The sequence below is a fragment of the Bifidobacterium apis genome (genome assembly GCF_036986835.1).
Classification (GTDB): domain Bacteria; phylum Actinomycetota; class Actinomycetes; order Actinomycetales; family Bifidobacteriaceae; genus Bombiscardovia; species Bombiscardovia apis_A.
In genome coordinates, this window is record NZ_BTXD01000002.1 from 391304 (window position 1) to 414729 (window position 23426).

Sequence of the window (23426 nt, forward strand, 5' to 3'; positions counted from 1 at the left end):
TACTCTGATTATGCCCGGATGATCTGGCGAAAGGGGAGCCCATGGCTGCGATTCAAGGACGGCGGCGCAATCTGCAACTGATGACCGCCCTGGGTGTGCTGGCCGGCGGCCTCTATGGCTATACCTTGACCGTCATCTCCGGCGCGCTGATCGGCATGAACCTGGGCTCCGGCCCGGGCGGGCATCTGACTGCCGGCGAACAGGGCATGGTCACATCAGCCCTGCTGATAGGTGCCGCGTTGGGATCCTACCTGGCAGGCAGGTTCAACGACCGCTTCGGTCCCAAGCGCATCATCCTGACCGGCGCCCTGCTGGCCATCCCCGGAGCCCTGCTGAGCGCCCTGGCCCCCAGCCTGATCCTGCTTGGTCTGGGAAGATTGATCATCGGGGCTGGAATCGGCATGACCTCCACCATCGTACCCATCTACCTGGCCGATATGGTCGGCACGGAGGAACGCGGACGGGTGGTTTCGGTCAACTCGGTCATGATCGTGGTCTGGCAGCTGCTGGCGGTCAGTGTCAACGCCATCCTGGACCGGATGGGTGCCGACTGGCGGACCATGCTCTGGGCCCTGGTGCCTCCGGCCATCCTGCTGACCCTGCTGGCCTGCTTCCTGCATGACAGCCCGGCCCACCTGATCCGCCGTGGCCAATCGGACCAGGCAGCAGTCTTCCTGGAATCCACCCGCGACAAAGCAGAGGCCCGGGTGACCATGCAGGAGCTGTCGCATCCGGCGAGCGCGAAGACCGCCGGCTTCAAGGCCCCCTGGCTCCGGCGGGTGCTGATCGTGGGCATCGGCGTGGCCATGATCAACCAGCTGACCGGGCTGAACATCGTCAACTACTACGCACCGACCATTTTCACCGACACCCTGGGCTTCGACCCCTCCCTGTCCATGGTGGCCACCGTGCCCGTCATCCTGGTCTCCGCCATAGCGGCCATCATCGGAGGGTTGGGACTGATCGACCGCTTCGACCGCCGCGCCATTCTGGCTGTGGGACTTGCAGGCACCATCATCTTTCTGGCGGCCATCGGGGTCTGCTACCGGTTCGTCGGCATCCCGGGCAGCGGGTCACGGACTGCCGCCTGGATCATGATCGGCATGATGATGATCTACGTGGTCTTCGTCCAGGGCCTGGTGGCCCCGGTCACCTGGCTGCTCCTGTCCGAGATCTTCCCCCAGCAGGTCAAGAGCCGTGGCATGGGCTACGCCAACGTGGCCATGAACCTGACCAACTTCGGACTTTCCCTGGTCTTCCCCACACTGCTGGCCCGGCTGGGCGGCACCGGCACCTACCTGCTCTTCGCCCTGATCAATGTGTGCGCCCTGGTGTTCGCCTGGGTCATGGTGCCCGAGACACGAGGCAAGAGCCTGGCCCAGATTGAGCAGGAGGCCCGGTCCCGGGCATGAAATCGGGTATAAAAAGAGGGCGGAACCGCATGCCGACCCGCCCTTATGGAATCTGATATTGCAGATTCTGATACCTCAGATATTGAAGACCTTCTTGGCCAGCTTGGCGATGGTGTCGCCGCCCAGCTGTGCGACATCATTCTTGCACTGGTTGATCCTGCCGAAGAGCTGGTCCGCGTCGTTGTATGACAGGGGCTGGCCGATCTCCTTGGACAGGTCCACCAGCTGGTCGATGGTCTCCAGGTTGCTCAGCTTCTCTACCAAGGTCTTCTCGTCCATGAATCACTCCTCTGTAAGCGGCGGTGCAGACACCGGGGGCTTTACGCCATCGATGCCCACCTTTCTCTTCCCATCATAGCCAGCGAACGGATGAACCGGGCGCGCACGGGGGCTCAAATCAGGTCGTATGAGAAATCGTGGATCTGGTCCAGGGCCTGCTGGCTCTCCTCCAGCCAGGTCATGGCCACCGGATAGACGTGCCCCAGGGTCTGCAGGCGGTTGGGCCTCGGGTCATGCAGCTCGAAGTCGCGGCCCTTCCTGCACAGAATCCCGGCCAGCTTCAGAGCGTCGCCCTGCAGGAAGTCATCGGCGCTGGTGTTCAGGAATACCGGCGGCAGGTGGACCATATCAACCATGGTCGTCAGGTCGGCAACCTGGTCGCCCCCAGCCTGCACGAAGTTCCTGAAGAAGGATGGAGCAACCATAGTCAAGGCATCGGTGGGCGAGCCACTGGGTTGGAAACCATCCAGATTCACCGATAGGTAAGGAGTCAGGTCGAAAAGCCCTGAGACCAAGGCAGCGCCACGGGGCCGCAGCCCGGCAGGTTTCAGACCCAGCCTCTGCGCAAATTGGTCATCGGACTCCACAGCCAGAGCATAAAGGGCCAGGGTGCCTCCGGCCGAGTCTCCCGTTAGAAAGATACGATCAGGCGAAATCGGATACTCGTCCATGTGGTTCTTGATCCAGGTCAGGGCCGTCAGCACGTCATCCAGCTGGCCCATGAAGTCCGTGCTGGGGACCAGCCGGTAGTTGACCGAGAAGACCGCAAAGCCGCGCTGGGCCAGGTGGGTGCAGAAGTTCCGGTTGAGCTCCTTGTAGCCGTACATGAACCCGCCGCCGTGGATGTCAATGTAGACCGGGGTAACCCTGCCGTTGCGCAGCAGGGCATCATGAGGCAGGTAAAGATCCAGCTTGTGGGCTCGCAGACCATCGTCCACATAGGCGATATCGTTCAGGCAGTCCACCCCCTCGGGCACCTGCCAGTGACGGGAGCGGGGAGCGTCCATACGTCCGAAGGCCAGCCTGGAGCCCAGAACGGCCCGAACAATATCCGGACTGCAACCATCCAGATCCCCGTCGACCTCGGTCCAGCCCTCCAGGAGTTCGCGTTCCTCGTCGGTTACGGTCATTTTTGCATCATTGCTCATCATTCAGCCCTCATAACTCCAACCCGCACTGCTCTTTGCATCCGGTCTTGTGGGTTTACAGCTAATATACAATGCCGGCAAACGGACACTCCTGCCCCTGGTCGCGCTGCTGCCGGTAGAATGACGGAAACAGCGACAGAAAGGCCAAGGATGACAATCGCAAGCTACGAAGGCGTATCCGCGCTCTCCCTGGGCCTGCCGCCCACCACCGCCATTCCAGCAGCCAAGGGCGAACTGCCCATACGGGCTTTCACCACGCGACCGCCCGTCTCCTCACGGCTGCGCCAGCACTTCTCCACCAGCGTCGACAGAATCGTCATGCTGGCCCTGCTGCGGCCCGGGACCATCCCTGTGACGGATGGCGCGCACTGCCATGAGGTGCTGGTCATGGCCATCGGGCTGAAGACCCCCGATGTGCCGGAGGACGTGTTGGAACATATCGCCGCCATGCGCTCCTCAGGCATGGTCTTCATCACCATTCACCAGGGCGAAGAGGGCCTCGTCTGCACCCCGGCCGTCCGCCGGGCCCTGCCCACCAAAGCCGGTCATGAGACCAGACATACGCTCCACCTGGGCAGGCCTCGCCCTGCCGATAAGACCAAGTTGACCCTGGTCGGCGACGATATGGACCAGCTCTGGGACAGCCTGTGTGCCCAGGTGACCCTGGACCGGACTGACGGCACGGATCTGGACAGCCGCCTCGCCGTCCGCGAGCGCATCGACCTGCTCAAGGCCCAGGAGGCCAAGCTGGCCGGGGACCACGGCCGGGCAAGAACCACCCAGAACCGCAACACAGCCTTCGCCAAGCTCCAGAAGGTCCGTGCCGAGCTGAAGCAGCTTTCCGCCGATCATCAGACGGCAGAGAATTAGGACACAGAGTCTGGCCAGGTCCAGTCCGTCCCTTTAGGCTGGTCAGCGGTCTCAGCATGGTCACGCAACTAGGCGCTCTCGTCGGGAACATCCTTGTAGGCCAGGTATCTGCGGAGTTCGAAGGCTGTGGCCAGGATGGGATAATCGCTCAGGCGGCGGGGGTTGTAGCCTGTCTCTCTGGCCAGGGCATCCAGCCGGTTCTGCATGGTGTTCTTGTGGATGAAGAGCTCCTGGGCAGCGTGGGTGATGCTGCCGTTGTGGCGTGTGTAGGCACTGAAAACCCTCTCGAACCGATCGACGCGATCCGGCTCCAGGCCCGCAAAGACCTGATCCACAAAGGCCCGACACTGCTCAGTGGGCAGTGAGGTAATCAGCAGCCCCTCGCCCATCTGCTCATACCGATACTGCTGATCATCGGCAGTGAACCCGGCCCAGCGCGCAGCGACGCAGGCCTGCCGGTAGCTGTGCCAGTACTGGCCCGGATTCGCCTGAATCATCCCCGCACCCAGCACCACCTTGGAGCCGACTACCCTACCCAGGGCCTGACGCAGAGCAGTCACAAACTCATCAAGCTGGGCATCCTCCATCCGAGGCGCATAGATGCGAAAATCCCTGGGGCTCACGGCGAAAAGGGGAACCCCGAAGGACAGGCATGTCTGGCAGAGCCTCTCGTAGAGCCGATCCTGGTTGAGCCTTTCCAGCCGGATACCTGGCGCCCGCCCGACCAGAGCCCGCCGCGGGCCAGACAGATCCAGGTCCAAGGCCAGGGCCAGGGCGTTCATCAATTCGTCGTCCTTGTGTTCCAGGGTCAGCAGGTTGACCAGATTGCTGGTCATGATCCGCCGGTTGAATCGGGCGATCTGCTCCATGTTGGCGCAGAGCATGAGCTCGGTCATGCGCTCGATGATCCCGCCCAGAGCGCCCACCTTGTTCACTGGTCCCGTGATTCCGATGACCGCCACCACCGCATCGTTGAGCACCACCGGCACGTTGACCCCGTCACGGGCTCCCTGATAAGGATGCCGACGATCCACGGCAACGGTTTGGCCGTCAACAGCCGCCTGGCGGGCCGCCTCATGGAAGCTGCCTATGCGGGAAGGATCAGTGCTGGCCACCATGGTTCCCTCGGTGTCGAAAAAGTTGATATTGTACTCGATTACATCCTTGAGATTGTCGACGATTGTCTGCGCCGTCGCAGGGTCTATGGTCATGGTTCGCCTCCTTACGAACATGGTACATGAACCATTTTTGTCAGCGTCACCCATCGCTTTTCGAGTATGGGTGACCTGGCAAAAAGTGCATAACAGCGCCACACTGAAAGTGAGAAAAATTATGGGACCGTTACTGGTCCGGCAGCTACGACGATGCCGACCCTGGTCCCTGGCACAAGTTACGGATCAAAGGAACTGACATGGACATTACCCTGTCATGGTGGGCCGCCCTGCTGGGCCTGGCCCTGGCCATCATCCTCATTCTCTGGAAGCTCAACACCACCTATGCACTCATGCTTGGAGCCATCGTAGGCTGCCTGATCGGGGGCGCCTCCCTGGGCCAGACCGTCAACATCGTGGTGGCCGGCTCCCAGAGCGTCATGGGCACGGTAATCCGGGTCCTGGCTGCCGGCGTGCTGGCGGGGGTCATGATGGAGTCCGGCGCCGCCAACCGGATAGCCCGAGCCATAGTGGACGGCCTGGGCGAACGCATGGCCATCCTCTCCCTGGCCCTGGCCACCATGATCATCTGCGCCGTCGGGGTCTTCATCCCCGTGGCCGTCCTGATCGTGGCACCCATTGCCATCGAGGTCGGCAGCAGGCTGAAGATTTCCAAGCTGGCCCTGCTGATCGCCCTATCCGGGGGTGGCAAGGCCGGTAACATCATCTCCCCCAACCCAAACACCATCGCCGTGGCCTCGGGGTTCCACGTACAGCCCTCGGCAGTCATGATCGGTAGCTTCATCCCGGCCCTATGCGGACTGGCCATGGCCGTCCTGCTGGCCACCATCATGCAGCATCGCGGGCGGATCGTCACCATGGACGACCTGGGCGAGGATGCGGCTAAAGCCTCCAAGGACAAGGATCTGCCCTCTCTGGGACGCTCCCTGGTGGCCCCGATCACCGCCGTGGTCCTGCTCCTGCTCAATCCCGTGGGTTCCATTCTGCACATCGGTCTGCTGGAGCGGTTCCAGGTGGATGCCATGTACATCCTGCCCCTGGCATCTATCCTGGGTCTGCTGGCCATGGGACAAGGCGGCAAAATCCTCACATACACCAGCGCCGGCCTGCAACGCATGGTTGATGTGGTTCTCATCCTGATCGGAGCCGGAGCCCTGGGCGGGCTGATCACCAGCTCCGACCTGCCCAAGCAGATCGTCAACCTCATCCACGCCATGGGCGTGCCTGGGTCCATGCTGGCCCCCATCGCCGGCATTCTCATGGCCGCGGCCACAGCCTCCACTTCCACGGGCGTCATCCTGGGCAGCAGCTCCTTCGGCAAGTCCATCCTGGCCTTTGGCACCTCGGGGGTGGCCGCCGCCGTCACCATGCAGGCGGGCGCCACGGTCATCGACCAGCTGCCCCACGGCAACTACTTCCACGTCACCGCCAAGTCCATCAACATGACCCTGGGCGAGCGGATGAAGGTGGTCCCCTTTGAGTTCCTGGTGGGTCTGACCATGACCCTGGTGGCCATGCTGGTCTATCTGGTCTTCTGAATCGACGAGTCAGGAAAGGCAACAAACCATGAAAATCATCATCGCACCCGATTCCTTCAAGGGCAGCCTGACCGCCAAGGAGGCTGCAAAAGCCATCGAACGCGGATTGCGACGCAGCCCCCTGAAGGCCGAAATGGTCCTGGTGCCCATGGCTGACGGTGGCGAGGGCACAGTCCAGTCCCTGGTCGATGCCACCTCAGGCCACATGATCCAGACCCAGGTCACCGGCCCCTTGGGTCAGACCGTGAACGCCAGCTACGGCATTCTGGGCGACGGACGGACTGCCGCCATCGAGATGGCTGCGGCCAGCGGCATCCAGTTCGTCAACGAACAGACCCGTGACCCCCTGGTCACCACCACCTACGGCACGGGCGAACTGATCAGCAAAGCCCTGGACCAGGGCGCGCAGGAGATCATCGTCGGCCTTGGTGGTTCGGCCACCAACGACGGCGGCGCCGGCATGGCCCAGGCCCTGGGTGCCCAGCTCCTGGACGCTGACGGACATGAGCTGACCCAGGGTGGAGCGGCGCTGGCAAGGCTGGACCGGATCGACATCTCCGGGCTGGATCCCCGTCTGGCCCACACCCGCATTCGCCTGGCCTCGGACGTGACCAACCCCCTGACCGGCCCCGAAGGAGCCTCGGCCGTCTTCGGACCGCAAAAGGGGGCGGACCCATCCATGGTGGCCACCCTGGATGCGGCCCTGACCCACTATGCTGCCGTCATTCGCAAGGACCTGCATCGGGAGGTGGAGACCAAGCCGGGTGCTGGGGCCGCCGGTGGTCTGGGCGCAGGATTCCTGGCCTTCACCCCGGCCGTCATGGCCTCAGGCGTCAACATCGTCGTGGAGACCACCCGTCTCAAGGAACTGGCCCACGGCGCCGATCTCTGCTTCACCGGCGAGGGCGGCATCGACTTCCAGACCGGTTTCGGCAAGACCCCCATGGGCACAGCCCAGGCCGTCAAGGAGTCCTCCCCAGACTGCAAGGTCATCGCCCTGGCGGGCAACGTGGGAGCCGGGACCGAAAAACTCTACAAGGTGGGCATCGACGCCATCTTCAGCATCAGCCCCGGTGCCGTCAGTCTTGAGGATGCCATGGCCAAGGCCGCCGACAACCTATCCGCAGTGGCCGAGAACATCGGCAGGCTTCTGGCCTGATTCGGCCCTCGGATCAGCAAAACAACAAGGAGGCTCCGGATGCCTTGCACACCCGGAGCCTCCTGTAATCAGAACCCCTGTCATAACCCCTGTTTGGCATAACCTTCAGCAACCATGCCGAACAGTGGGAAGTGAGAAGTGATCAGTCGAATTCGGTGATGACCGAACGGATGACCTCGCCGTTGACCAGCTGCTTGTAAGCCTCATCAATCTGGCTCAGCTTGATGTGCTGGCTGACGATGTCATGCATGTTCAGCCGCCCGTCCACAGCGAAGTCGGCATACATGGGGATGTCGTGCTTGATGTTGGTGGAGCCCATCCACACGCCCTTGAAGCCGCGCTGGTGAACCAGCAGGTCGGCCGGGTTGATCTCCAGGGAGACCGTGGCATCCGGCTTGGTCAGACCGATCGGGTAGGCGGTGCCGCCCACGCCCAGCATGTCCCAAGCCTGCTTCATGGTGACGGGCAGACCGATGGCCTCGAAGGCCTGGTCCACGCCGCCGTCAGTCAGCTCGCGCACCTTGGCCACAGGATCCTCGTTCTTGGAGTTGATGACGTCGGTGGCGCCGAACTTGCGGGCGAACTCCAGCTTGTTGTCCAGCAGGTCGATGGCGATGATCCGCTTGGCACCGGAGATCCGGGCTCCCGAGATGATGTTCAGGCCAATGCCGCCGGTACCGATGACGGCCACGGTGTCGCCAGGACGCACATGGGCGGTGTTGATGGCCGCTCCGGCTCCGGTGATGGTGGCGCAGCCGATGCAGGCAGCCTCATCCCACTTGACCTGGTTGTTGACCACAGCCAGCTGGTTCTCGTGAATCAGGGCCTTCTCGGCGAAACCGCCGGTGCCGAAGGCCTGGGTGATGGGCCGGCCATCAGGGAAAGACAGACGGGGCTTCTCGCCCGCGCCACGCACGCACTCCTGCTGCTGGGTGCAGGACTGGGGCTGGCCCTTGAGACAGTTGGCGCAGTGTCCACAGACCTGCTCCAGGGAGGCCACCACGTGGTCGCCCACCTTGATCCCGGACACCTCTGGGCCCACGGCCTCGACGATGCCCGAGATCTCATGGCCGATCACAGCCGGGAAGGGGAAGAACTTGTCGTCATCCTCGACCAGATGCAGATCCGAATGGCACAGACCCGAGGCCTGCACATCCACCAGGACCTCCGCACCGATGGGGTCGTCAATGATGATCTCCTCGGGCTGGGCAAAGCCCTTGCCGATGCCGTAGGCAATCGACGCCTTGATCTTCTGAGGCATAAACCATCTCCTAATCACAATGCCGCACCGGCCTCATGCCAGGTAGGGCAAAAACAACGTTGAATATTCCGCTGTGGCCACGGCCATCCTCAATGTATGCACCGCTACCGCAGACCACTTTCATGCTAGCAGTAAAGAGAGGCCAATCAGCATTTAGACTGGCCCGGGAAAGGGCCTACGGCGATTCCTCGACGGGGGGCCCCAAGCATCCATAGAATGGGCTTCATGTGTGGACGATTCGCGGCCGACCTGGACTACTCCAGCCTGGCCCAACACTACAGTGCCCGGCAGGCTCCCGGACTGCCCGAACCCTCATGGAACATCAGCCCCGGGTCGGTCATCGCCCTGGTGGCCCAGGACCGACACGGGCAGCGGCACCTGCATCCGGCCCGCTGGAACCTGGTCCCCTCCTGGTCCGAAAGCGATCGGATGACCTACCCCACCCACAACGCCCGGGTGGAGAGCGCCCTGACCAAGCGGACCTACGCGGACTCGGCCAGGAGTCAGAGGGCCATCATTCCGGCCAGCGGCTACTACGAGTGGACAACTGACCACCAGCCCTACTACTTCCAGGCCCCCGACGGCCACACCCTGAACATCGCCGGACTCTACTCCTGGTGGCGTGCCAGGCCTGGTCAACCCTGGCTGCTGACGGCCACCATCCTGACGACGCAGGCCACGCCGGGGGCCGCCCGGGTGCACGACCGGATGCCCCTGCTGATCACTGATGAGAACGTGGACCCCTGGCTGGACCCAGGCATAGAGGGCAGCACGATCCTGCCCCAGGCTGTGGAGCCTGGCCGTCATGCTTCTGAAGAACTGACCATGCACCCGGTGGCGCCCCTGAAGGGGGACGGTCCGGAGCTGACCGAGGCTATGGCCCTGGACCAGAGGGTCAAGAGAATTTAGAGGGTTCGAAGGATTCAGATGGTGAAGCCCAGCTCCCGCGCCGCCTCGGTGGGGACCGGGTCGTAGGCCCAGTACTCGCTCAGGTTGTCATCGGAGGACAGGCTGCGAATCTCGGCCTTGTCGATGTAGACCTCACCCGACAGATGGTCGGTCTCATGCTGGAAGATGCGGGCCGGCCAGCCGTGCATGTGCTGGTGATGCTTGCGCCCGGAACGGTCCTCCCAGCTGGCCGTGATGTCCAGCCAGCGCCGCCGGACCGCCTGGAATCCTTCCAGGGACAGGCATCCCTCATAGAAGGCTGCGGTCTCCTGCCCGATAGGCTCATAGGAAGGGTTGATGATGACCCTGAAGGGCAGCTCGTCGATCTGGCGCGGATCATCCTCATCGTCGCGGACATGGTCCTCGATGACGGCGATGGCCAGGCCCAGGCCCACCTGGGGTGCCGCCAGCCCCACGCCCGGGGCCTCAAGCATGGTGGCCCGCATGGCCTTGAGCAGCCTGTTCAGGGTCTTGGCTGCCAGCTGACCCTTGTAGGGCCGGGCCTGCTGACGCAGGACGGGCTCGCCCATCTGCACGATGGGCAGGAGCTCCTCGTTGCCGGCTTCGGCCAGCATGGATTCCACCCGATAGTTGAGATCGGCATCGAAGGCCGCCTTTCTGCCGAACATGGATGATTCCGCCTTTCCTGGGTCGTTGGTTCAGATGGCCAGCTCGTCGGCCACGACCGAGGCCAGCCGCTGGCAGACCTGGTCGGCCTGCTCCTGGGTGGCCGCCTCGACCATGACCCTGACCAAGGGCTCGGTGCCCGAGGGCCGCAGCAGGACCCGGCCGGTGTTGCCCAGCATCCGCTCCTCCGCCTCGACCGCATCCTGAACCTTGGCGTTGGTGCGGGCCGCGTTCTTGTCCACGCCGGAGACGTTGATCAACTGCTGGGGCAGCTGTGGGAAGTCGGCGGCCAGCTCCTTGAGACTCTTGCCCGAACGCACGACCTCCTTGGCCAGGGTAAGGGCCGTCAGGGTACCGTCTCCTGTGGTGGCGAACTCCCGGTTGATGACGTGCCCGGACTGCTCACCGCCCAGGGTGTAGCCGCCACGCAGCATCTCCTCAAGAACGTAACGGTCGCCCACAGCCGTCTGGACGGTGACGATGCCCATCTGCTTCAGGGCCAGCTTCAATCCCAGGTTGCTCATGACGGTGACCACCAGGGTGTCGTTGGCCAGCTTGCCTTCGCGCTGCTTGGCGCGGGCCAGGATGCCCATGATCTGATCGCCGTTGACCATGTTTCCCTCTTCGTCCACGGCCAGACAACGGTCGGCATCCCCGTCAAAGGCCACACCCATGACCGCATCCGAGGCCTTGACCATGGCCTGCAACTGCTCGGGATGGGTGGAGCCGGCGTGCTTGTTGATGTTGTAGCCATCGGGCGAGGCGTTGATGACCACTACATCCGCTCCGGCCCGGCGCAGGGCCTCGGGGGCTACCACCGAGGTGGCGCCGTTGGCGCAGTCGGCCACAATCCGCAGGCCGTCCAGGGGCTTGGGCTGGGTCTTGTCGGGTGCGACGGGGGCCACAGCCTCCACCAGGTGGTCGATGTACATGTTGGTGGCGGTCACCGTGTCATGGGAGACGCGACCCACGCCCTCACCCACCGGGCGCTCCCAGTCCTGGCCCAGGACCGCTTCGATGTCGTCCTCCTTGGAATCCTGGAGCTTGAAACCACCCCGGGCGAAGAACTTGATGCCGTTGTCGGGCATGGGATTGTGGGAGGCGGAGATGACCGCCCCCATCTCCACGTTCAGCACGCTGGTCAGGTAGGCGATGCCCGGGGTGGGAATGATGCCCACGTCAATCACGTCGAAGCCGCCCGAAGACATGCCGGCGGCCAGGGCCGAGGCCAGGAAGTCCCCGGAGACCCTGGTGTCGCGGCCGATCAGGGCCCGTCGGCGGCCTGCGGACCGATCCGCGCCACGGCCCAGGACACGGACTGCCGCATCGCCCAGATCCAGGGCCAGCTGTGCAGTCAGGTCTCTATTGGCTAAACCGCGTACACCATCGGTACCGAATAATCTGGGCATTTGCTCTCCTCCGAACGTACCAGCCTGCATTCAGGCAACAGATTCATTATGGCCCCGCCCCTGACCCGTCGCCACCCGGGTCGGGGCGGGCGGAATACTCAGCGCAGACGCTCGTTGTATTCGCGGACCTTGAGGATGCGCCTGGAGGACTCCACGTTCTGGATGATCATCCCGCGCAGGGCCTTGGGGGCCTCGGCGTGGTCGGCCAGCCAGGCGTCACCCGCCTTGACCAGGGCGGCCGGATCAGCCTTGGTCGGGTAGAGCCCTCCTGCCGACAGCGGGTTGAGCAGGGTCTCCGCGATGTGGAAGGTCTTCTGGGCCCAGACCTGGTCCACAGCCGCAAAGAAGCGGTCCACGTAGGGCGCGAAGAGCTCCTGGTCCCCTGAGCCGGAGAAGCCGTCAGCCAGGGCCTCGATCTGCGAGTTGGTCAGATCCTCGTTGTGCAGGGCCTGATCCCAGGCCCAGGCCTTGGCCTCGGCCGTCGGACGGGCAGCCCGGGCGCCCATGGCGAACTCGCGGTTCTCCGTGGTGTCTTTCGCGGCCAGCTCCCGGTCGATCTCCCCGTCAGCCAGCATGTCGTGGGCGGACAGGGCGTGGATGATCAGCCAGCGGGTGTTGTTGTCGATGGTCAGCCCCTCCAGCTTCAGGTCGCCATTCAGCAGACCGCGGGCGTGATCCTCGAAGTCGGCGTCGTCCCCGTAGCCCAGGTAGGCGCGGACAAGCTGGAACTGTTCGTCGGACCCGGGCTGGGCCTTCATGGCCAGCTCCCAGAGCGTGCTGGCCACCAGCTGCAGGATGGGCTGACGGCGGCGGGAGGCGGTGAAGTGGTGGGCGGCCGTGGAGATCTGAGAGAGGGCGTAACGGAAGGTGGTGGACTGATGCTCGGTGGCCAGGGCCTTCAGGCTCAGGCTGATGAAGCGCTCAGCAGGGAACTGTGCATCCCGGGTCATATCCCAGAGGCTGAGCCAGACCACGGCCCGAGCCAGACGGTCCTCGATCCGGTAGAGGTTCTGCGTGGCATACTCCAGGGAATCCTGATCCAGACGCAGCTTGGCGTAGGTCAGGTCGTCGTCGTTGATCAGGATCAGGGCCGGACGCTTCTTGCCAACAACCTGGGGCACTTCGGCTCCCTGGCCGTCCAGATCCAGCTCGAACCGGTCTGTACGCACCACCTTGCCGGACTGGTCCTCGTCATAGAAGCCCACAGCCAGGCGGTGGGGACGCAGGACAGGATGCTCCTCAGGGGCTGTCTGGTCGATCCGCATGGCGGTTATGATCCCCCGCTCGTCGGTCTGCACCTGGCTGGTCAGCGTGGTGATGCCGGCCTCCTCGAGCCAGAGCCGGGACCAGTTGCCCAGGTCGCGGCCGCTGGTCTTCTCCAGCTCGGTCAGCAGATCCTTCAGTGTTGCGTTGCCGTGGGCATGGGCAGTCAGATAGTTGTGGATGCCCTGGAAGAAGCGTTCACGGCCCACGTAGGCGACCAGCTGCTTCAGGACAGAGCCGCCCTTGGCGTAGGTGATGCCGTCGAAGTTGACCTCGGTGTCATGCAGGTCGCGGATGGGGGCCACCACCGGGTGGGTGGTAGGCAGCTGATCCTCGGTCAGGGCCCAGCTCTTCTCGCCGGAGCAGAAGGTGGCCCAGTCGTCGGTCCATTCGGTGGCCTCGGCGGTGGCCAGGGTCGACATGAACTCGGCGAAGGACTCGTTCAGCCACAGGTCGTTCCACCACTTCATGGTCACCAGGTCGCCGAACCACATGTGGGCCAGCTCATGCAGGACGGTCTCCACACGGCGGTTGATCTGGGCCCCGGTGGCCTTGGACTCGAAGACGTAGGAGTCGCGGAAGGTGACCAGGCCGATGTTCTCCATGGCGCCCGCGTTGTATTCGGGCACGAAGATCTGATCGTACTTGGCCCAGGGGAAGGGCAGGTCCCAGGTCTTGGCGTAGAAGGCAAAGCCCTTCTTGGTCACGTCGAAGAGGTATTCGGCATCCCCGTCCAGGGAGTCCTTCAGCGCCTGCCGGCAGTACAGGCCCATGGGGATGGTCCGTCCGTCCTCGTTTTGATACTCACTGGTCCATTGGGCGTAGGGTCCGGCGGCGAAGGCGGTCAGGTAGGAGCTCATGACCGGGGTGGTCTGGAAGACCCAGCGGGTCACGCCCTCGGTCCGGCCGCCCTCCAGGGTTCCCTCGGCGGTGCGGCTGTCCAGGTCCTGATGGGAGGCGGGAGGCATGTTGGACAGGACCGTCCAGGATGCCGGGGCGTCCACGGTGAAGTCGAAGACCGCCTTGATGTCCGGCTGGTCGAAGACGGCATAGACCCGGCGGGCGTCGGGCACCTCGAATTGGGAGTAGAGGTAGACGTTGCCGTCCGAGGGGTCCACGCTGCGATGCAGTCCCTCGCCTGTGCGCGAATAACGGCAGAGGGCCTCCACCCGCAGCTGGTTGTGCTCGCGCAGGTCGTTCAGCTCAATCCGGTCGTCCCGGAAGGCCAGGGCCGGGTCCAAACGCTGGCCGTTGAGCTCGATCAGACTGACCTGGTCGGCGATCAGATCCACAAAGGTGGACTCCCCTGGCCGTGCATCAAAGTCGATCAGGGCTGTGGAGGGGAAGGTGGCAGGCCCCTTGGTCAGGTCCAGATTGACCTTGTAGCTGATATTGGATACGACGACGGCTCGCTCTTCTGCTTCCACACGAGTCAGATTGGCTCCGGGCATGAATTTCCTTTCGTGCATGGATGTCGGTGCCCCCACCGGCATCGGCATAGGTCCTGTATGGATATGGCATGTCAAGTCTAATGCGGGCACCAGCCGACGGGCCAGCAGGAGGATTCCCCTCTTTTCTCACGGCGCAGTCCGGACGGGAATAGCCGGACCTCCAGGCGGTTGTTCATGGTCGTTGCCTTATGAGTCTGGCAGAAAGGAAGCGTCATGCAGGTCCGGACCGGGTTTACCACACAGCAGCTCAACATGCTCTGCCAGTACTCCTACGGAATCGGTCGAGGGGATGTCAAGACCCGTCCGGGCCTGCATTGGTTCGAGGATCCGGCCCTGGGCAGCTACTGGGTGCTGCGATCCCGCTACTGCCCCGAAAACGGCTTCGAAGGGATGATCGCCGCCCCGAATCTGGAAGATGGCCCGGACTATGCCCATTTGGTCGTGGTCTATGCAGGCACCAATCTGCGTGACGACCCCCGCCACGACATCCATGCCGCGCTGACCTGCTTCCTGCCACCGCTGAACGGAGAGCCGGGACAGACACAGCAGGCAGACATCCTGGCCAAGCAGGCGCTTGACCTGGCCCGACGCAGAACTGGAACCGACCGTGGGTTGTTCTTTACCGGACATAGCCTGGGCGGAGGACTGGCCCTGATCCAGGCAGCTGAGCAGGACCTGCCCGCCAGGGTCTTCTGCGCCGCCGACCCCTGGCGGGTGCTGGACCAGGAGCAGCGTCAGCGGGTGGCCCGTCACCACGGGGACGGCAAGTTCCTGGACTACCGTCTAGGCAACGACAGGGTGACAGGAACCGCCAACCGTCTACTGAGCGGACAGGCCGACCGCAGCGCCTGTGTGGTCTGGTGCGGCAAGGGGCCCAGCAGGTTAGGACACTGGCTGGGCGACTTCGGTTTCGACCAGGGTGGCGAGGTCCTGACCGAAACTCCTATTACCGTGGCCACATATCCGCGGTAATATGAGAATTGGGCGGTCTCCAATGAGGGAGCGTCACCTGCCCGCAGGGATGTCATGTTGGGTATTCAACTTCGTCCGTGCAGGGCTACACGCATATCAGAGAGGATATACGATATGAAAGCATTGATGTACTACGGCAAGGAAGATGTACGCCTGGAGGACATTCCCGAGCCCGAGCTCAAGCCGGGGACCATCAAGATCCATCCCGCCTTCACAGGCATCTGCGGTTCCGACCTTCACCTCTACTATGATGGCGAGCAAAACGGCGGCAACTCCAAAGACACCCCCCACCCTCTTTCCGGGGAGACCCTGCCAGTGGTCTTCGGCCATGAGATCTCGGGCACCATTGAGGCCATTGCCGATGATGTGCACACCGACATGAAGGTGGGCGATTCCGTGGTAGTCGAGGCCGAGATGGCCTGCGGAGAATGCCCAGCCTGCAAGGCCGGCAACTACAACGACTGCTCAAAGCTGGGCTTCATCGGCATCAACGGCTGGGGCGGCGGCATGAGCGAGCACATGGTGGTGGCCGCCGAGCGCGTCTTCCCCGTGGGCGACCTGCCCCTGGATCAGGCAGCCCTGATCGAACCCTTCTCAGTGGCCTACCACGCCGTGCGTCTGATCCACACCGAGCCCGGGCAGACCGCCCTGGTCGGCGGAGCAGGACCTGTCGGCCTGCTGCTGGGAACCGTGCTCAAGGCCAAGGGACTCAAGGTCATCATGTCCGAGCTCTCCCAGGCCCGCAAGGACAAGGCCCTGCAGTCCGGTGCCGCTGACCTGGTCGTCGACCCCAGCAAGGAGGATCTGCTGGAGCGGGTCAAGACCGAGACCGATGGCCGTGGCGCCGATGTGGCCTTCGACGCGGCTGGCGCCGGACCGGTGGTCCACCAGCTTCTGTCGGCACTCAAGGCCCAGGGCAGCCTGGTCGTCGTGGCCATCCACGTCAAGCCCATCAGCCTGGACCTGACCATGGAGATGGGCTTCGGCGAAAAGCTGATGTCGGGGTCCATGGGATACGCCAACGATCATGCCGATGCCATCAAGCTCATCCATGACCGGAACATCGACCTGTCCACCTTCATCACCGACCGGATCAAGATCGAGGACATCGTGGACAAGGGCTTCCGTCCGCTGCGTGAGGACGCGGAAAACCACGTCAAGATCATCGTGAGCATGTAAGCACTCCCTTTTTTACTGATAACACTGAAGGCTCCGGCCGTCCATCTGGGCGACCGGAGCCTTCAGTATCAGTATGCAGGCAGCGGCGATCAGTCCTGCGACTGCACGTCGGTGGCGATGTCGGCCACCACGGGCACAATCATGGGCCGACGGTGCAGCTTGCGGGATATCCAGCCGCCCAGGGTGCGGCGCATCATCTGCTGGAGCTGGTAGGTACCGGTGGTCCCCTTGGACATGGCATCCTCAAGCTGATCGACAATCTGGGAATTGATGGACTTGAACTCACTCTCGTCCTCGGCCACGGCGTTCAGGTAGAGCTTGGGGCCGGAGACGACCTTGCTGGTCTCGGTGTCGACCACGGCGAAGGCGGAGACGAAGCCCTCGGTGCCCAGAATCCTGCGCTGCTCCAGCTCATCATCGGTCAGCTGGCCCACGGAGTCGCCGTCCACATAGACGTATCCGCAGGGCACGGACCCGACCACGGCGGCCTGGCCATGGTAGAGGTCCACCACGTCGCCGTCCTCGGCCAGGACCACGTTCTGCGGATCCACGCCGGTCTTGACGGCAATCAGGCCGTTGGCCACCAGATGCCGGTTCTCGCCGTGGATAGGCATGGCGCACTTGGGCTGCACGATGTTGTAGAAGTGCAGCAGCTCGCCCTCATCGGAGTGGCCGGAGACGTGGATGGCCGCGTTGTCGCGGTTGACCACCTTGGCGCCAAGGCGCACCAGCTTGTTGATGACCTTGTAGACCTCATGCTCGTTGCCGGGAATCAGCGAGCTGGCCAGGATGACCGTGTCGAACTCATTGATGGTGATGTCGCGGTGGGTCCCGTCGGCTATGCGGCCCAGAGCCGCCATGGGCTCGCCCTGGGATCCGGTGCACATGTAGACGATCTTCTCGTCGGGGATGCTGTGGGCGTCCTTGAGGTCGACCACGGTGTCCTCGGGCAGATGCAGGTAGCCCAGGTCGGAGGCGATGGACATGTTGCGGACCATGGACCGGCCGGCGAAGACCACCTTGCGGCCGAACTTGTGAGCGGCGTCGACCACCTGCTGCACCCGGTGGACGTGGCTGGAGAAGGAGGCCACGATGATCTTGCGCTGGGCCTCGGCGAAGGCCTTGTCCAGGGCGGGGGCGATGGAAATCTCAGGCTTGACGAAGCCGGGGACCTCGGCGTTAGTGGAATCGACCATGAGCAGGTCCACGCCGGACTCGCCCAACTTGGCGAACTCGCGCAGATCGGTCAGGCGGTGATCCAAAGGCAGCGGGTCGATCTTCATGTCGCCGGTGTCGATGATGTGACCCGCAGGAGTGCGCACAGAGACGGCCAGTGCGTCAGGGATGGAGTGGGTGACCGCCACGAACTCCAGATTGAAGGGGCCCACCTTGAGCTTGTCACGGCCCTTGACCTCAACCTCGGTGGGCTTGAGATGGTGCTCCTCGCACTTGGCATCCACGAATCCCAGGGTCAGCTTGGAGCCAATCAGGGGGATATCCGGACGCAGCTTGAGCAGGTAGGGCACGCCACCGATATGGTCCTCATGCCCATGGGTCAGCACCAGGGCATCCACCTGGTCCAGCTTGTCCTTGATATAGCTGAAGTCAGGCAGAATCAGGTCCACGCCCGGCTGCTCCTCCTCCGGGAAGAGCACACCGCAGTCGATCAGCAGGATGTGACCGTTGTACTCGATCACGTTCATATTGCGGCCGATCTCCCCCAGACCCCCAAGCGGAACGATACGCATGGAGCCCTTGCGGTACTTGGGAGGAGCAACCAGATGCTGCTCGGTCTGGGTGCCCTTGCCGCGGGCGATGGCGCCGTTGCGGCGACTACGGGATTCACCCCGGGACCTGCTTGACCCCTGCTTACCGTTCTTGGAGGAGGACCGACGATTTCTGCTCTTGCCGGTCGTGTTTGATTCTTCTTGTTTTCTTGCCATTGTCACTTGTGTTTCCATTATCTGTACCCCCGTCTGATACAGGGGCGACGCTTGGTTGCTTGTCAGGAACGCATCAGCCCTGCGGCCTTCATGCCTTTCTCGGCTTGGATCAGCTGGTCCTTGCCGGGCCCAAGATTAGGGAGCCTCATCGTCGTGCTGTCCAAGACACCGGCCACTTTCAGAGCGGCCTTGGCCATGACCGCCTGCTGCCCTTGGCCGTTCAGAGCCTGCACCAGCGGGTCCAGACGCACGGCCAAATCCCGTGCGCCATCCAGGTCCCCGGCATCGAAGTCGTCGGCCAGGCGCTTCATGGGTCCGGAGGCTACATGGGCGATCACCGAAATGACACCGACCGCACCCAGGGCAAGGAAGGGCAGATAGAGCCCGTCATCGCCTGAATACCAGGTCAGGCCGGTCTCCTGGCGTTTGCGGGGCATGGAAGCCAGGTCGCCCGTGGCATCCTTGACGGCCTCCACATGCGGCAATTCGGCAAGACGACGGTAGGTATCCACAGTCACGTGCAACCCAGTGCGGCCAGGTACATCGTAGAGCACGATAGGACGATCCACAGACCGGCAGACGGACCTGAAATGCGCTACAACCCCATCCTGGGAGGGCCGCGAATAGTAGGGCATGACCACCAACAGGGCATCCGCCCCGGCCTCCTGGCTCATCTCGGCCATGCGTACCGTGTGCGCCGTGTCATTGGAGCCTGCTCCAGAGATGACGGGCACATCGACGGCATCCTTGACGGCTCGTACCAAATCGACTTTCTCTTCCATGTGGGTGGCCGGGGATTCACCGGTGGTGCCGTTGACCAGCAACCCATCCGCCCCATCAGCCACAAGCCTGCGGGCCAACTTGCCGGCGGCCTCAAAATCCACGGACCCATCATGGTTCATGGGGGTGACCATGGCCGGCACGACCCGCCCAAACGGGGCCTTGTCCAACAGATGGGTTTGAAGCTCAGACATACCTCAACGCTACTTGCAGACGGGGACTCATCGCCCTCGCGACACCCTCCCCCTCCCACTGTCAGTCTTGGACAGGCAACGTGCGCCGAACTTCCACCGTCCCTGCCCAAATCAATAAAAGGGGAAAGAGACGGTTCCCAGCAACATAAGCCAGAAGGCAGGGCCAGCCAGGTCACCCTGCCGCCTCCCACGCTGCGCGTACCCGTGCCTATCCATCACCTGGCACTGCTCAGCCAAGCAGAGAGCAGCATCCCGGGGCAAGCTCATTGATCCTGTGCGGCGGTGCCGCCGCGATACAGGGCGGCCACCAGGGTCATCAGGTCGAAGATCAGCGCCCAGGCCGCCAGCCACTCGAAGGAGGCATCACGGTCGTCGCCCGCACAATAGTCGATCGCCCACAGATCCTGCAGAAACCACAAGGCGCCCGTTGCGCCCACCGCCACGCACCAGGGCAGGCACGACAAGGGGGAACCCCCGAACAGCAGGCACAGCATCCACGACGGCAGCACACACGACACGGCCGAAGCCGCCCAGGCCGCCACACGGCCACGCACCCAATCAGACACAAACCGCAGCCAGGTCACCCCGGCCACCACCAGCACAGCCACCGACACGAGCACCCAACGCATCACCCCCGGATTCGCGCCGGTCATCGCGCCGAACGTCACCCCCCAGCAGGGCATCATCGGCATCGTCAGCGCCAGGCACCAGAACCCCGGACGCCCCCCACGGCTCTCAAACCGGTCCAAAAACCACCACATCGTAAAAACCGAGAGCAGGCCCGCCAAGCCGAACTCCACAAAACGGTACCGTACCCACAGCTCCTCCTGGTCGTACAGGAACGCCCAGCCAGGCACAAACCCCGCCAGGAAAGCCGCCCCGTACACCGCCAGCTTGCGCACCACGCCGGCACGGGAAAAGGCACGCTCCCCCGCGGGCGCATGACGCGCACACCCCGCCACCCGCGACATGACCGAAGACGCACTCTCCAGCCAGGACCTCCCCACAGGAAGCCGCAAGGAACCAGAAACACCATCAGCCATCACACACAACCCTCCCGTTCAAAGCATCGAATCCACCACTTGGCCCACCGGAGCGTTGATTCCGGTCTTGTATCAGTGCCGTTCATATTGGTCTCTTTCCATCTCACATCGTCGGAGTTCGTCCTACTCCTGCGCAAGCACGGACCCCAAGACCCGACCAACGGTGAGAAGGGCTTCGAATAACCAAGGCCCTCAGACACCAGCGTCTTCCACTGACACCGTTTTTATCCTGATTACAGACTCGCCGCTTCAAGGCACGACATCGTCTTTGACCACGGAGGGGACGGACCGGTCCAGCCCGCCCCGCGCAGCCGACATCATCGGCTGGCGTCGTCGTCATCATTGGAGGCTCCCAGGAGGGAGGCGATCAGCACGATCAGATCGAACACCAGCGCCCAGGCCGCCAGCCACTCGAAGGCCGCGTCACGATGCGTGCTCGCGCACTTCCCGATCGCCCACATGTCCAGCACGAACCACAAGGCACCGACAACACCCACCACGCAGCACCAGAACAAGGACACGCCAGCCGACCCCGTCACCCTGGCCAGCATCCAGGACGGCACCACGCACAACACCACCATCACCGCCCACGACAAGAACCCGTTGCGCACCAGCCGCATCGCCACCGGAAACACCAACACCCCGACAACCACCAGCACAGCCACCGACACCAGAACCCACCGGAACACGCCACCCGAGGTACGACCGACAGACCCGAATACGATGCCGAACCCCGGAGCGCACGGAAGCGACAACACCACAAACCAAGGCCCAGGACGCCCCTTCCCATCCTCATACCGCCCCAACAGGACAACCACAGCAAAAATAGAGAACAGTACGGGAAACGCAGCTTGGCCTATCCGCATGCGCACCCAATCCTGGCTATCGTCGTATAGGAAGTACCAGCCGCAGGCGAACCCGGCCACATAGGTCAACGCGTACAGCACCGTCTTCCACAGCACCCCGCCCAAGGAGAACTCACGGGCGCCAGGCCGCGCATGCGGGACGCTCCCGACCACACGCGACATCACCGACGACAGGACAAACGCATCAACCCGATCCCCAGCGCCATCCGACACCCCGCCGACACCAACACCCCCGCCGCTCGACTCAGACATCACCACCACCCATCTTTCACTCTTTCCGCTACTGCAGGGGAATCACTGTCCGTTCGGGTCCACTGGGTACTGCGCTGTGCCAGTCTGACTCGTACCTAAGCTCCCGTTATCGACAACTGGATGACGGCGACGCGAGGGGACGCACATGATGACCAGCCGGATGACCACGGCCAGAAGGAGGATGATGATCCCCAGGGGCGAAGGGGCGGAGGGATCCAGCCCTTCCAAGGTATCCGACACCATCGAACCGACAACCAGACCAAAGCCCACCACAATCAGCAGGTAGAGGACAAGCGCCAGCCACCCCGACAGGCCCAGGTCATGCAGACGCCGCACCGTCAGGGCATACATAGGCACCAGCATCGCCAGGGAGAACAGCACCGGTATGACGGTCAGGGGACCAGAAGAGAACACGCGGGTCACGCAGGTGTCCATGAACGAGACGAACAGGGAGAAAACCCACATCTCCTTGCGGCAGGAACGCCCCTTCCCCCTCGCGTACAGGTAGAAGGGCCGTTGCAGGCACTCCTGCAAGGTCGCATCATACATGGGCTCGTACCCCTTCATCACATCCACGCGACGCGGCCTCTTCGAGAACAGGGCACTGGCCATAATCCTCACCTTTCCTTTCTTCATAAACCCGTCCCGACGGTCCATCGAGGCGGAACATCCGATATCGGCATCAACCCAGGCACACCCATGGCACAACCCGCCGTCCGGCATCACCGGCCGACATCATCGTCATCTTTGTAGACTCCCATATAAGAATTGGAGTTTCCAATAATGGAGGCGATCGTCAGGGTCAGATCGAACGCCAGCGCCCAGGCCGCCAGCCACTCGAAAGTCGCGTCACGATGCATGCTCGCGCACTTCCCGATCCCCAACATGTCCAGCACGAACCACAAGGCGCCGACGACGCCCACCAGGCAGCACCAGAACAGGGACGCGCCAGCCGACCCCGTCGGCTTGAGCAGCATCCAGGACGGCACCACACACAACACCACCATCACCGCCCACGACGCAAACCTGTTGCGCACCAGCCGCATCACCACCGGAAACACCAACACCCCAACAACCACCAACACAGTCACCGACACCGGAACCCACCGGAACACGCCACCCGAGGTAGAACTGGCAGCCCCGAGTACGACGCCGATCACCGGAACAAACAAGAAAGACAAGACCACAAACCAAGGCCCCGGACGCTCCTTTCCATACTCATACCGCCCCAACAGGTTCCGAACAGCAAATCCGACAAAGAAAGCAAGCAAAAGAAGGCAAACTATCCAGGTGCGCACCCAATCCTGGTCCTGGTCAAACAGGTAGTACCAGCCGCAGGCGAACCCGGCTACATAGGCCAGCCCGTACAGCACCGTCTTCCACAGGACCCCTCCCAGGGAGAACTCAACGGCGCCAAGCCGCGCATGCGGGACTCTCTCGAGCATGCTCGACAAGAACCACGACAGGGCAAACTTATCAACCTTATCAATCCAATCGATTACGTCATCCGACACCTCACCGGCATCAGCACCCCCGCCGCTCGGCTCTGACATCACCACCACTCACCCTTCGCCCTGCACCTTCGCTAGCACGGGACCCAAAACCCGGCTATAGGCGAGAAAGGCTTCAAATAACCACGGCCCTCAGACACCGACGTCTT

General features: G+C 63.1%; 20 protein-coding genes. 7 read left to right on the top strand and 13 right to left on the bottom strand.

The features are described 5' to 3' along the window. Positions 1-41 precede the first annotated feature (41 nt). A complete protein-coding gene (locus AACP62_RS05405; protein WP_339346899.1) occupies positions 42-1412 on the top strand; it encodes a sugar porter family MFS transporter in 1371 nt (456 codons plus the stop codon). Between the two features lie 75 nt (positions 1413-1487). Here AACP62_RS05405 and AACP62_RS05410 read toward each other — a convergent pair whose 3' ends face one another. Both AACP62_RS05410 and AACP62_RS05415 read right to left on the bottom strand, forming a co-directional pair. After that, complete coding sequence (locus tag AACP62_RS05410; protein ID WP_029677833.1) at positions 1488-1691, bottom strand: hypothetical protein; 204 nt, start codon at positions 1689-1691, stop codon at positions 1488-1490. Between the two features lie 113 nt (positions 1692-1804). Then, a complete protein-coding gene (locus AACP62_RS05415) occupies positions 1805-2821 on the bottom strand; it encodes an alpha/beta hydrolase (protein ID WP_339346902.1) in 1017 nt (338 codons plus the stop codon). Positions 2822-2989: 168 nt separating this feature from the next. Between AACP62_RS05415 and AACP62_RS05420 the strand changes: the two genes are divergently transcribed. Then, positions 2990-3709: a DUF4391 domain-containing protein gene (locus tag AACP62_RS05420; RefSeq protein WP_339346904.1), complete on the top strand. Its 720-nt coding sequence runs from the start codon at positions 2990-2992 to the stop codon at positions 3707-3709. A 68-nt stretch (positions 3710-3777) separates the two neighbouring features. Here AACP62_RS05420 and AACP62_RS05425 read toward each other — a convergent pair whose 3' ends face one another. Beyond that, entirely contained in the window at positions 3778-4920 is a 1143-nt protein-coding gene (locus AACP62_RS05425; protein WP_339346906.1) for a CdaR family transcriptional regulator, read from the bottom strand. A gap of 200 nt (positions 4921-5120) precedes the next feature. On the opposite strand from AACP62_RS05425, the gene AACP62_RS05430 reads away from it, so the two are divergent. Beyond that, the gene (locus AACP62_RS05430; RefSeq protein WP_339346908.1) at positions 5121-6419 is read left to right on the top strand and encodes a GntP family permease; all 1299 of its coding nucleotides are present in this window, start codon (positions 5121-5123) and stop codon (positions 6417-6419) included. Between the two features lie 28 nt (positions 6420-6447). Further along, positions 6448-7578 carry a glycerate kinase gene (locus tag AACP62_RS05435; RefSeq protein WP_339346910.1) on the top strand — a complete coding sequence of 377 codons (1131 nt, stop codon included), beginning with the start codon at positions 6448-6450 and terminating at the stop codon, positions 7576-7578. Between the two features lie 142 nt (positions 7579-7720). Here the strand turns inward: AACP62_RS05435 and AACP62_RS05440 are convergent, their stop codons facing one another. After that, entirely contained in the window at positions 7721-8839 is a 1119-nt protein-coding gene (locus AACP62_RS05440; protein ID WP_339346911.1) for a zinc-binding dehydrogenase, read from the bottom strand. 225 nt (positions 8840-9064) lie between these two features. On the opposite strand from AACP62_RS05440, the gene AACP62_RS05445 reads away from it, so the two are divergent. Beyond that, positions 9065-9748, top strand: coding sequence for an SOS response-associated peptidase (locus AACP62_RS05445; protein ID WP_339346913.1), 684 nt, complete (start codon positions 9065-9067; stop codon positions 9746-9748). Positions 9749-9762: 14 nt separating this feature from the next. Here the strand turns inward: AACP62_RS05445 and AACP62_RS05450 are convergent, their stop codons facing one another. The 3 genes from AACP62_RS05450 to pepN all read right to left on the bottom strand — a co-directional run bounded on the left by AACP62_RS05450 (position 9763) and on the right by pepN (position 14537). Continuing rightward, positions 9763-10416 (bottom strand): peptide deformylase, encoded by a 654-nt coding sequence (locus AACP62_RS05450; RefSeq protein ID WP_339346915.1) that lies wholly within the window; start codon positions 10414-10416, stop codon positions 9763-9765. A gap of 30 nt (positions 10417-10446) precedes the next feature. Beyond that, a complete protein-coding gene (glmM, locus tag AACP62_RS05455; protein WP_029677825.1) occupies positions 10447-11823 on the bottom strand; it encodes a phosphoglucosamine mutase in 1377 nt (458 codons plus the stop codon). Between the two features lie 98 nt (positions 11824-11921). Next, positions 11922-14537: an aminopeptidase N gene (pepN, locus tag AACP62_RS05460; RefSeq protein WP_339346919.1), complete on the bottom strand. Its 2616-nt coding sequence runs from the start codon at positions 14535-14537 to the stop codon at positions 11922-11924. 213 nt (positions 14538-14750) lie between these two features. Here pepN and AACP62_RS05465 point away from each other — a divergent pair, with 213 nt between their 5' ends. Together AACP62_RS05465 and AACP62_RS05470 are read left to right on the top strand one after the other, a co-directional pair. Further along, positions 14751-15509, top strand: a complete 759-nt coding sequence (locus tag AACP62_RS05465; RefSeq protein WP_339346920.1) for a Tle-like phospholipase domain-containing protein — start codon at positions 14751-14753, stop codon at positions 15507-15509. Between the two features lie 114 nt (positions 15510-15623). Continuing rightward, on the top strand, positions 15624-16688 hold the full coding sequence (locus AACP62_RS05470; protein ID WP_339346922.1) for a 2,3-butanediol dehydrogenase: 1065 nt from the start codon (positions 15624-15626) through the stop codon (positions 16686-16688). Between the two features lie 89 nt (positions 16689-16777). On the opposite strand, the gene AACP62_RS05475 is transcribed toward AACP62_RS05470, so the two are convergent. The 6 genes from AACP62_RS05475 to AACP62_RS05500 form a co-directional block, all read right to left on the bottom strand. Further along, a complete protein-coding gene (locus AACP62_RS05475) occupies positions 16778-18631 on the bottom strand; it encodes a ribonuclease J (protein WP_029677821.1) in 1854 nt (617 codons plus the stop codon). A gap of 62 nt (positions 18632-18693) precedes the next feature. Next, positions 18694-19605, bottom strand: coding sequence for a 4-hydroxy-tetrahydrodipicolinate synthase (gene dapA, locus AACP62_RS05480; protein WP_339346924.1), 912 nt, complete (start codon positions 19603-19605; stop codon positions 18694-18696). 263 nt (positions 19606-19868) lie between these two features. Further along, positions 19869-20510, bottom strand: coding sequence for a hypothetical protein (locus AACP62_RS05485; RefSeq protein WP_339346926.1), 642 nt, complete (start codon positions 20508-20510; stop codon positions 19869-19871). A 455-nt stretch (positions 20511-20965) separates the two neighbouring features. After that, on the bottom strand, positions 20966-21766 hold the full coding sequence (locus tag AACP62_RS05490; protein ID WP_339346928.1) for a hypothetical protein: 801 nt from the start codon (positions 21764-21766) through the stop codon (positions 20966-20968). 42 nt (positions 21767-21808) lie between these two features. Continuing rightward, positions 21809-22378 carry a DUF805 domain-containing protein gene (locus AACP62_RS05495; protein ID WP_339346930.1) on the bottom strand — a complete coding sequence of 190 codons (570 nt, stop codon included), beginning with the start codon at positions 22376-22378 and terminating at the stop codon, positions 21809-21811. Positions 22379-22488: 110 nt separating this feature from the next. Continuing rightward, positions 22489-23319, bottom strand: a complete 831-nt coding sequence (locus tag AACP62_RS05500) for a hypothetical protein (protein ID WP_339346931.1) — start codon at positions 23317-23319, stop codon at positions 22489-22491. Positions 23320-23426 lie beyond the last annotated feature (107 nt).

Coding starts and splice junctions, on each gene's coding strand:
- AACP62_RS05405 (WP_339346899.1), top strand. CDS start 42: ATGGCTGCGATTCAAGGACGGCGGCGCAATCTGCAACTGATGACCGCC.
- AACP62_RS05410 (WP_029677833.1), bottom strand. CDS start 1,691: ATGGACGAGAAGACCTTGGTAGAGAAGCTGAGCAACCTGGAGACCATC.
- AACP62_RS05415 (WP_339346902.1), bottom strand. CDS start 2,821: ATGACCGTAACCGACGAGGAACGCGAACTCCTGGAGGGCTGGACCGAG.
- AACP62_RS05420 (WP_339346904.1), top strand. CDS start 2,990: ATGACAATCGCAAGCTACGAAGGCGTATCCGCGCTCTCCCTGGGCCTG.
- AACP62_RS05425 (WP_339346906.1), bottom strand. CDS start 4,920: ATGACCATAGACCCTGCGACGGCGCAGACAATCGTCGACAATCTCAAG.
- AACP62_RS05430 (WP_339346908.1), top strand. CDS start 5,121: ATGGACATTACCCTGTCATGGTGGGCCGCCCTGCTGGGCCTGGCCCTG.
- AACP62_RS05435 (WP_339346910.1), top strand. CDS start 6,448: ATGAAAATCATCATCGCACCCGATTCCTTCAAGGGCAGCCTGACCGCC.
- AACP62_RS05440 (WP_339346911.1), bottom strand. CDS start 8,839: ATGCCTCAGAAGATCAAGGCGTCGATTGCCTACGGCATCGGCAAGGGC.
- AACP62_RS05445 (WP_339346913.1), top strand. CDS start 9,065: ATGTGTGGACGATTCGCGGCCGACCTGGACTACTCCAGCCTGGCCCAA.
- AACP62_RS05450 (WP_339346915.1), bottom strand. CDS start 10,416: ATGTTCGGCAGAAAGGCGGCCTTCGATGCCGATCTCAACTATCGGGTG.
- glmM (WP_029677825.1), bottom strand. CDS start 11,823: ATGCCCAGATTATTCGGTACCGATGGTGTACGCGGTTTAGCCAATAGA.
- pepN (WP_339346919.1), bottom strand. CDS start 14,537: ATGCCCGGAGCCAATCTGACTCGTGTGGAAGCAGAAGAGCGAGCCGTC.
- AACP62_RS05465 (WP_339346920.1), top strand. CDS start 14,751: ATGCAGGTCCGGACCGGGTTTACCACACAGCAGCTCAACATGCTCTGC.
- AACP62_RS05470 (WP_339346922.1), top strand. CDS start 15,624: ATGAAAGCATTGATGTACTACGGCAAGGAAGATGTACGCCTGGAGGAC.
- AACP62_RS05475 (WP_029677821.1), bottom strand. CDS start 18,631: ATGGCAAGAAAACAAGAAGAATCAAACACGACCGGCAAGAGCAGAAAT.
- dapA (WP_339346924.1), bottom strand. CDS start 19,605: ATGTCTGAGCTTCAAACCCATCTGTTGGACAAGGCCCCGTTTGGGCGG.
- AACP62_RS05490 (WP_339346928.1), bottom strand. CDS start 21,766: ATGTCTGAGTCGAGCGGCGGGGGTGTTGGTGTCGGCGGGGTGTCGGAT.
- AACP62_RS05495 (WP_339346930.1), bottom strand. CDS start 22,378: ATGGCCAGTGCCCTGTTCTCGAAGAGGCCGCGTCGCGTGGATGTGATG.
- AACP62_RS05500 (WP_339346931.1), bottom strand. CDS start 23,319: ATGTCAGAGCCGAGCGGCGGGGGTGCTGATGCCGGTGAGGTGTCGGAT.